Source organism: Phocaeicola sp. (assembly GCF_048170425.1).
Taxonomy (GTDB): domain Bacteria; phylum Bacteroidota; class Bacteroidia; order Bacteroidales; family Bacteroidaceae; genus Phocaeicola.
In genome coordinates this window covers 1-9365 of record NZ_DBEXBB010000060.1, presented here as the reverse complement: position 1 = coordinate 9365, position 9365 = coordinate 1, and the positions used below count along the sequence as shown (strand labels likewise).

The window sequence follows — 9365 nt, the reverse complement described above, 5'->3', positions numbered from 1 at the left end:
ATCGGTATAATTGAATGATGTGCTCGTCGGGACGGGGGCTCCCGTCCCTTGCCGCACGGCGCTCCCCGAGCGATGAGTTTTTAGGGAGAAAATATACGGATATTGAGTTTTTGTTGTAGTTTTGCAGAACTGACAACCTTTTTAGGAATATAATGTTTAACCTGTCAACTTAGTCAGGAATTAATCTTCAAACTGACAACTATTTTCAGTACACTTCACGCACAAAAGCACCTTTCCCAAAACGCAAGTACATTTGAGTTCAAACGCACTTGCGTTTTCCTCCAAACGTAAAAGAGTTTTCCAAAAAGTTCTTCGGGGCTTTCTTCCAAACACCCCGGCATTTTTGTCCGAAATCTCGCTTTTCACACAGATTTTCACGTATTTGATTACCTAAATTCGCTCAAACCTTCGTTTTTACACAAAAGTCACCCCTTCCAGAAGGCTTCTGAGAGGGGTAGCAAAATCTACGGCAAGAAAAAAATGCGAAATCCCGCCATTCAAAAAGAAAGCAGAATTCCGCATTTCAAATCTTTTACTCAACAATATTTACAAAATAAAAGCAAGATGATTTTTCAAACTAATACATATCCCAGTACTTTTCGCACTCATGAAGGTAGTCCGTTTCCGGATGAGAACCGAACACCAGCGCATAGAAGGAAGTACCCCGCAAACGGGCACGATGAATCTCGGCCAGCAGGTCGTCCGCAGGGGGCGGCATCTCGAAATCGGAAATCAGCACCACGTCAGATCGCTGCCAACCGTGGGTGCGCAACATCATCAGGGCTTCGGAAAAAGCCGGACGCACATCGGTTCCTCCATCGAAACGACGTTGCAAGAATTCCACTAACATCGGGAAATCGGTTTTCAGGTCACGAATCAGCAAGGTTTGTATATCCTCTGAAAAGTTGATGACATAACATTTCCGCGAAGTGGCCTCCGTCAGGCGGGCAATGGCCAGCACGGCCGATTTGGCCAGGCGTTCGCGGCCTTCGCGCATGGAGCCGGAGGTATCTATACATATAATGTAAGGTCCTTGCGCACTGACTTTCTTTTTCTCCGGTGAGGGAGCGGAGGTGTCTTCATGCGAATAGGAATCAAACTGTTGCAGGCGTTTCTCCACATAACGTTGCATGAAGAAGGGATGCAGCACCTCATCGGTGAGGTAGCAGTACTCCACAGGCAACAGGCTGTTGAGGTCGTCGCCCAGGGTCACGCCTTCCACATCACTCTGTGAAGCATGGCGAATGAGGCTGTCTGCCCGCAGGCCCGACAGGGAATCGAAGCTTTCTTTCCGTCCGCCTGCGTTCTTTCCCAGGCAACGCACCAGCTCGCGTATCTGGCGGTTCTGCTCCATGGCTTTTTCGTAGGGGACTACTTTCTGGTAGAGTTCCGGATGGTTTCGCAACAGCCACTTCACGCGCGATCCCCGAAAATTGCCTTCCGTTTTCAAGCCGAACGATTTATCTAAAATCTGAAATCCTTCGCACAGACGGAAGAGATGCTGGTACTGGTAGTCATATTCCTTGACCGTGAGCAGATGGTGCCACTTGTCGAGGAAGAGTTCCTGCAAGGCTGCCCGTTCTTCACTCCGTTCGGGAAGCCGGGACAGGCGACCGATGTAATAGGATACATCGAGTTCGGCCAAGGTATAGCGTTTGCGGAAGGCGGTTTCCATCCGTTGCAGGAATACCAGGAAATCGGTCGGCGGCAGGGTTTCGTGCTCGTAGAAGACTTCCCATTCGGGAGTGTAGCGGGAATAGAATTCCTGCAAGGAAGGGGCCGTCTGGCGATAATAATCCCAGATGCACTCTTCCAGTTCGCTTTCCAGCACGGTGTGGTGCTGAAGGTATTCTTCCATCCGCGCCCGGCTTCGTTCACGAAGTTGCTCCAAATAGGCTGTCTTCAGGTCTTTCAGACGGATATTCCTCGTTCTCTTTCCGGTATGCATGTTTCATTTCCTCCAACTCGTTCCGATAGCGGAACAGGGCTTTCGACGGTTCGCCCAGTATCCGGCCCATGGCTTCTTTCTCTCTTTTCCCGACAAACAGATGGTTCGCGCAGTAGTCGGCTTCTTCTTTTACCCAATCGCCGCAATGGGCTTCTGCATGGCTGAGCCGTTGTTCCAGCTGGCTGAAGCGTGCGGGGATGTCTTCCTGTGCCTGTACTTCCATGGCGGGCAGAGCCGTACAGTCAGGAGTACACAGCAAGGGGTATTCATAGTCGTTGATAAATACTGAACGACGGCCACGGCGCAGGGTATAGACTTTGGATGGGGATACCTTGTTGCGCATGGAGGGGTCATACTTCTTCAGTACATAGCAATCGGTCTTGTACTTGTCTTTATGCAGATAGAACTGTTTACCGACGTCGTCCAGCTGCTGATAGTCGGACGCAAAGAGGAGCAGTCGTCCGGCCAGGCGTACGCGTTCCACCTGATAGTAGTATGTATCGACTAACTGTAGTCCGGCATCGGCCCGCTCGCGCAAGGCTCCTGCCGAGTCGAGTTCTTTCTTCAAAGCCTGCAAATCGGCTTCAATGCCCGACAGGTTCAGCACGTAGCCACGCACGCTCTCGCCTACTGCCGTCAGCACGGCATCGCGTACCCAGTCTATCTGGCTGGTCTCGTTCCACAGGCAGTGTACCATCAGCAGGCAGTCGGACAGGCGTACCTCGGTATTTCCTTGCAGAAAGGCAGCGGCTCGCAGCAGGCGGACGATTTTCTTCCAACGACGGTCGGACACATAAAGTGCTACATCGGAAGGTGAATCGGCATTTTCTAACTGGCGGTTATAATCTTCTAATTTATCCTTAAGGGAATGGATGACTTCCAGCACGGAATAATGCAGGCCGACGGATTTCATCTGTTCCTGCCACTGACGGTATTCTTCATCGCTCACCGCCAGATGCTCATCCATTTCCGGTTCGCTTTCGTCGGCAGTGGAAATCATCCGGTCGAAATCGGACAGGTCTTCAATGCCGCCCACTAACCTACGCACTAAGAAGCGGTCGTACAGTGCTTCCAGTCCTTGTCCTGAAGCCGGAAGTTCGTTCGATGCGGCAATCAGTCCCTTCATGGGAACCCGTACCGAGAACTGTCCGTTGCGGTAGATTTTCTCATTGATGACGGTCAGAAGGGCGTTCTGTATGGCAGGACCGGCTTTCCATATTTCATCTAAAAAAACGACAGTGGCGGTGGGCAGATAGCCTTCTGTCATTCGCTCGTAGGTGTCTTCGTTTTTCAGTTTGGCGATGGACACGGGACCGAAAATTTCATCGGGAGTACTGAACCGCGACATGAGGTACTCGAAAGCTGTCCCCCCACGGAACATCAGTTTCAAGCGGCGGGCTACCATGCTCTTGGCCACTCCCGGAGGCCCCAGCAGAAAGATACTCTCTCCTGCCACAGCCGAAAGCAACGCCAGGGCCATGACTTCTTCTTTGCCGTACACCCGCTCGTTCAGGGTGTCCAGCAGTCTCACTATACGGTTCTTCAACGCTTCCATTTTACATAAAGTGAAGGAATAAACTTATGGTGTTGCGACAATACATTGAGTGTCTGAAGCACGACTGACAACACAATAAGTCCCAAACCAAGATAAAAACTGAAATTCAAATCTTTAGCCTCCTGAAAAATCAGCATGGCGCCGATGATGCTGTATATCGGCTCCAGGTTATAACTCAAGTTGACCGTAAAGGCAGAAATCATTTTCAGTACCTGAATTTGAAGGATATAAAGTCCCACGGTGCATACCGAAGCTAGGCAAAGCAGGTAAATCAAATCCTGTGCACCGGGCAGAATAGAGGGCACCGGAAAGTAATGCAAATAGGCCGGCAAGATGCAGGAGATACCTAAGAAGCCACCTATCATCTCGTAAAGCAACATCGTGCTGGAGGTGTAGTTCACAGCTACCTTCTTGTTGACGATGGTAAACAGAGAAGCCAAAGCCGATGAAATGACTCCCATACAAATACCCACCCGATAGCGAGTATCAAAATGGAATATCAGCACAATGCCCAGCACGGCTACCAGACTGAACAGAATCTCCCGCAAGGAAATGCGGTGACGATTGATAAGGGGCTCAAAAACAGCCGTGAAAATACTCATCAATGAAAGGCAAACGACCCCGATGGATACGTTGGAAGCCTTGATACTTCCATAGAAGAATATCCAGTGTAAAGCCAGCAGCAATCCCACAGAACCAATCTTGGCTACATCGCCCAAAGTCACTTTCCGCAGCTTTTTCAGAAACGAAAGCAGCAGGAAAAACATCACGGAGGCGAACATCATCCGATACCACACGAGCAAGCCTTCATTCAGGGTAATCAGTTTTCCGAAAATCCCCGTTCCTCCGGCGATGAGAATGGAAAGGTGCAGTTTTATGAATGCTTCCTTCATATAAAAAGAATCTAATGTGAACACAATACAAGAAAGCGAAGAACTCCTCACGTATGACCGGCGGAATTCTTCGCTTCTTATGATTTATTTCTATACAATCGCTACCTGATTACAGCGGCATGTTACCGTGTTTCTTCGGCGGATTGCTCTGGCTCTTGTTCTGAGTCATTTCCAATGCCTGAATCAGTTTATAGCGAGTATCCTTCGGAAGGATGATTTCATCGATGTAACCCTGTTCGGCTGCACGGTAAGGATTAGAGAATTTTTCCTTGTATTCTTCTACAGCCTTCGCCTTTTCTTCCGGAGTAGCCTTGCGATACAGGATGTTTACAGCACCATCAGCACCCATTACGGCGATTTCTGCGGTCGGGTAAGAGAAGTTTACATCGGCACCGATAGGTTTACTGTTCATTACGATGTAAGCACCACCGTAAGCCTTACGGGTAATTACGGTAATCTTAGGCACTGTAGCTTCTGCGTACGCATACACAATCTTTGCTCCGTGACGGATGATACCGTTGTGTTCCTGTGTACATCCCGGCAAGAAGCCCGGCACGTCTTCGAAAGTAACGATAGGAATATTGAAGCAGTCGCAGAAACGGATAAAGCGAGAAGCCTTGTCGGAAGCATCGATGTCGAGCACACCGGCCAGGTAAGCAGGCTGGTTGGCTACAATACCTACAGAACGTCCGCCCAGGCGAGCAAATCCTACCACGATATTCTTGGCAAAGTGAGGCATCACTTCAAAGAAATAGTGGTTGTCGACTACCGGTTCGATGATGTTCTTGATGTCGTACGGCATATTCGGGTCATCCGGAATGACTGTCATCAGTGATTCTTCTGCACGGCGGATGTCGTCAGTGCAAGGAATCATCGGCGCATCTTCCATATTGTTAGACGGAAGGAAGCTCAACAGTTCACGGATGCTCATCAAAGTTTCTTCTTCTGTATCGCAAAGGAAGTGAGTTACACCGCTCTTGCTGCTGTGCGTATAAGCACCACCCAGTTCTTCCTTGTCCACCTCTTCATGTGTCACGGCCTTCACTACATCCGGACCTGTGATGAACATGTGGCTCTTTTCCTTCACCATGAAGATGAAGTCGGTCAATGCCGGAGAATAGCAGGCACCACCTGCACAAGGACCTAAGATAGCCGAAATCTGCGGAATCACACCTGAAGCGATGGTATTCTGGTAGAAGATAGAAGCGTAACCGGAGATACTGCCTACACCTTCCTGAATACGTGCACCACCTGAGTCGTTCAAGGCAATCACCGGAGCACCGTTCTTCAATGCCAGTTCCTGCACTTTCACAATCTTCTGTGCGCCTGTCGCACTCAGTGTACCGCCATATACGGTGAAATCGTATGCATATACGTACACCAAACGTCCGTCAATCTTACCGTAACCACATACGATACCGTCACCCGGAATGTGATTCTTATCCATTCCGAAGTCTGTACAATGATGGATTACGAACTTGTCCATTTCATTGAACGTACCCTTATCGAGCAACATGTCGATACGTTCGCGGGCTGTCATGTGACCGTTGGCGTGCTGTCTTTCCACGCGTTCTACGCCACCACCCTGAGAAGCAAGCTTATCCAGCTCCTCAAATTTCTTATATTGTTCTGCTGTTGTCATTGTTCGTCTTCTTTAATTACATCCAAAGTCATTATCACCTGATTGCTGTTGACGGAATCTCCTTCGTTTACCAGGATTTCCTTCACTACGCATTCGCTGTTTACCTTGTAGTTGCTCTGCATCTTCATGGCTTCAATCACTACTACAATATCGCCCGCCTGCAAACGGTCACCAGCTTTCACTGGAATCTTAACGACCTTACCTGGCATCGGAGAAACAATCTTATCCTGCTGCTTTTCGTCACCGCCCTTGCGCATACGCAGGTATTTGGCTTGAGAATCGATGATGTCAATATTGTATGACTGGTAATGCGCGTTCACCGTATAGTTCTTACCACCGTCTCTACGAATCAATTCCGCATTATACGACTTACCATCGTGCAGAATAGAACAACTTCCGTTTTCAGCCATCACAATGTCTACATCGTATGGCACGCCGTCAATGGTCAACTGTACCTTGTTGCCTTCTTTGCTGACCAGTGTCACATCTGCCACTCTGTCTCCTATATGTATTTCCATAATCTTCTACTTTAATTCAACATACTTAGATTCTCAGTACACCTTTCTTCAGGCCAAACTCACGCCAACGGCTGATAGGACGGTTGTCACTTGATCCAGAATTGTTTTCTTCCAGGTTCATCAGATAATCAATGTAAGCTGCAATCATGGCGATGTTTTCGGTTTCCTCTTCTTTCTGTCCTGCCCATTGACGCAACATATCCTGATGTTTAGGGATGAACAACGTGTTGTAATGTCCTTCTACAAAATCGGGTACGTTCATAATGTGACGCAGGTAACCGATATTGGTCTTCAAACCGGTAATCTTGTATTCGTACAACACGCGACGCATACGCTCAATAGCAAACTCACGAGTAGTAGCCCATACAATCAACTTACCAATCATCGGGTCATAGTAGATAGGAATTTCATAGCTTTCATATACATAGCTATCAATACGTACTCCAATGCCGTTTGGTTCCATCAACTGACGGATAACACCCGGTGAAGGCATAAAGTTGTTTTCTGAATCTTCTGCACAGATACGACATTCAATGGCATGTCCGCGCTGTTTCAGGTCTTCCTGCTTGAAATGCAACGGTTCACCACTAGCCACACGCAACTGCTCCTTTACCAAATCCACCCCTACTACTTCTTCTGTAATAGGATGTTCTACCTGCAAACGGGTATTCATTTCCAGAAAGTAGAAATTGCGGTGCTTGTCGACCAGGAATTCAATCGTACCGGCTCCTTTATAGTGTACAGCCTTAGCCGCAGCCACTGCTGCTTCACCCATTTTCTGACGCAATTCAGGAGTTACGAAAGGAGAAGGAGTTTCTTCTACAATTTTCTGATTACGACGCTGAATGGAACATTCACGTTCAAAAAGATGTACGGCATTTCCGTAATTATCTCCCAAAATCTGGAATTCGATATGATGTGGCTCTTCCACAAATTTCTCCAGATAAACAGTATCATCACCAAAAGAAGACATAGACTCTGAACGGGCGGTATTATATGCTTCTTCCACTTCATCCACGCTATGAATCAAGCGCATACCCTTACCTCCACCACCCATAGAGGCTTTCAGCATCACCGGATAACCAATCTTATTACAGATTTCCTTTGCTTCTTCCACACTTTGCAACGGCTGTTCTGTACCCGGAACAACCGGAACTCCTGCCGCAATCATGTGTTTACGGGCAGAAATCTTGTCACCCATCGCATCCATCGTTTCCGGATCCGGTCCAATGAAAATAATACCTTCCTGACGACAACGGCGTGCAAATTCTGAATTTTCAGACAAGAAGCCATATCCCGGATGAATAGCATCTACTCCATGACGTTTTGCAGCCATGATAATTTTATCTATGTTCAGATAACTTTCGCGTGATGCAGCCGGACCAATCAGGCAAGCTTCATCCGCATAAAGTACGTGGCGAGCCGTTCTGTCGGCTTCGGAAAAAACTGCTACGGTACGGATACCCATTTCACGGCAAGAACGCATCACGCGCACAGCAATTTCACCACGATTAGCGATTAATACTTTGTGTATCATGCTTTATGTTTTAATAATGATTTCTTTTGATGCCGGACTATTCTCATATAGTCCAATAAACCGAGCATCTGCATGCCCCTCATAGTCGATTCGGCACAAATGCCCTAAAAACTGTGCAAAAATAGCAAAAAAAGAGACACCGTTCCAATGAATGTCTCTTTTTTTGCCAAATTGCCACTTTTTCCCTCAAAAATACCTAAAAATGAGGAAAGGATTATCTATTAAAAAACAATAACGCAAAGTCGAGTTTGCAAAATAATGGGAATAGACAATCAACGAACTTGCCTTATTGTATGCAACACTTTACCTTCCTTATTAATCATATACAGACACAATTCTTTCTTATCGGCCGCAATCAAAGAAAAGCCTGTTTCTCCACTACAGAACACAGTACCTTCTACAGCTCTTACCTTGCGACTCAAGGATGCAGAAGAGTTTACTACATAATCTATCTTACTTCCAGCTTTGCGAAGATGCTGGAAGTTATGAATATGACCACACAAAGACAGATTTACATTTTTATGCTTGCGCAAAATGCTGTCCACTCTTTTTTCCATATCCAGACGTTCCGAATCATCCTTGTCTGTATCTGCAAAAATAGGGTGATGACCTACGACCAATACCCAATCTTCTTTGGCAGATGCCAATACAGAATCCAGCCATGCCAATTGCTTGTCCATATCTTGTTTGCATGCATCCGGATATTTTTCCGTATCCTCCCGGTATTTGTCTAACAGAGGGGCCGTGTCAATCATTACCAGACGAACAGTTATGTCATCGTTCTCTAATACCTTTGTATAATAACGTGCCGACATCTCCCAGCGGGCACTCACCTGACTGTAGTCCAATACTGCCTGCGTGTTACCACGATATTCATGATTACCCAATATAGGATACCAGGGAATCATCAACTCCGGATGGCTGTACACCAATTCATAGTTTGTCATCCACAACGGATCATTTACACTGCGAACACCTTCAAAGTGATGTACATCACCAGCAGCTACCACCGCTTCAATATCCACATTCTCAGCCATCTGTCCCATCAATTCGGCAATAGGTTTCTGGTCGTAATATCCATTACGGCCCAAATCATTTGCCAGATAAAAATTCAAGGGTTTCTCTAATGCCTTCCATTCTGAAGGACCTTGTGCAAAAACTGTCCATACCGATAAAAGCAGACAACATGTACAGAAAATTCTTTTTAATGAAATCATAATCATTTTAGTTTTATCAATTATTTGTTTGTTGTTGCAAAGGTAAATCCCAATT

At 47.0% G+C, this 9365-nt stretch carries 7 protein-coding genes; all 7 read right to left on the bottom strand.

What is annotated here, in order from left to right; all coding sequences use genetic code 11:
* Positions 1-577: 577 nt before the first annotated feature.
* The 7 genes from ACMJ0U_RS02625 to ACMJ0U_RS02595 all read right to left on the bottom strand — a co-directional run bounded on the left by ACMJ0U_RS02625 (position 578) and on the right by ACMJ0U_RS02595 (position 9310).
* Positions 578-1948, bottom strand: a complete 1371-nt coding sequence (locus ACMJ0U_RS02625; RefSeq protein ID WP_417127990.1) for a vWA domain-containing protein — start codon at positions 1946-1948, stop codon at positions 578-580.
* The gene (locus ACMJ0U_RS02620; RefSeq protein WP_417127988.1) at positions 1875-3503 is read right to left on the bottom strand and encodes an AAA family ATPase; all 1629 of its coding nucleotides are present in this window, start codon (positions 3501-3503) and stop codon (positions 1875-1877) included. Before ACMJ0U_RS02620 ends, ACMJ0U_RS02625 begins: the two co-directional genes overlap by 74 nt.
* A complete protein-coding gene (locus tag ACMJ0U_RS02615; protein WP_417127987.1) occupies positions 3491-4396 on the bottom strand; it encodes a DMT family transporter in 906 nt (301 codons plus the stop codon). The genes ACMJ0U_RS02620 and ACMJ0U_RS02615 overlap by 13 nt, the downstream gene beginning before the upstream one ends.
* Positions 4397-4505: 109 nt before the next feature.
* Positions 4506-6038, bottom strand: coding sequence for an acyl-CoA carboxylase subunit beta (locus ACMJ0U_RS02610; protein WP_007561317.1), 1533 nt, complete (start codon positions 6036-6038; stop codon positions 4506-4508).
* Positions 6035-6556, bottom strand: coding sequence for an acetyl-CoA carboxylase biotin carboxyl carrier protein subunit (locus ACMJ0U_RS02605; RefSeq protein WP_417127985.1), 522 nt, complete (start codon positions 6554-6556; stop codon positions 6035-6037). The genes ACMJ0U_RS02610 and ACMJ0U_RS02605 overlap by 4 nt, the downstream gene beginning before the upstream one ends.
* Before the next feature lie 25 nt (positions 6557-6581).
* Positions 6582-8093 carry an acetyl-CoA carboxylase biotin carboxylase subunit gene (accC, locus tag ACMJ0U_RS02600; protein ID WP_417127984.1) on the bottom strand — a complete coding sequence of 504 codons (1512 nt, stop codon included), beginning with the start codon at positions 8091-8093 and terminating at the stop codon, positions 6582-6584.
* A 272-nt stretch (positions 8094-8365) separates the two neighbouring features.
* Positions 8366-9310, bottom strand: coding sequence for a metallophosphoesterase (locus tag ACMJ0U_RS02595; RefSeq protein ID WP_417127982.1), 945 nt, complete (start codon positions 9308-9310; stop codon positions 8366-8368).
* Positions 9311-9365: the final 55 nt, after the last annotated feature.

Excerpts from the sequence above, each read along its gene's own strand:
- ACMJ0U_RS02625 (WP_417127990.1), bottom strand. The coding sequence starts at position 1,948 with ATGCATACCGGAAAGAGAACGAGGAATATCCGTCTGAAAGACCTGAAG.
- ACMJ0U_RS02620 (WP_417127988.1), bottom strand. The coding sequence starts at position 3,503 with ATGGAAGCGTTGAAGAACCGTATAGTGAGACTGCTGGACACCCTGAAC.
- ACMJ0U_RS02615 (WP_417127987.1), bottom strand. The coding sequence starts at position 4,396 with ATGAAGGAAGCATTCATAAAACTGCACCTTTCCATTCTCATCGCCGGA.
- ACMJ0U_RS02610 (WP_007561317.1), bottom strand. The coding sequence starts at position 6,038 with ATGACAACAGCAGAACAATATAAGAAATTTGAGGAGCTGGATAAGCTT.
- ACMJ0U_RS02605 (WP_417127985.1), bottom strand. The coding sequence starts at position 6,556 with ATGGAAATACATATAGGAGACAGAGTGGCAGATGTGACACTGGTCAGC.
- accC (WP_417127984.1), bottom strand. The coding sequence starts at position 8,093 with ATGATACACAAAGTATTAATCGCTAATCGTGGTGAAATTGCTGTGCGC.
- ACMJ0U_RS02595 (WP_417127982.1), bottom strand. The coding sequence starts at position 9,310 with ATGATTTCATTAAAAAGAATTTTCTGTACATGTTGTCTGCTTTTATCG.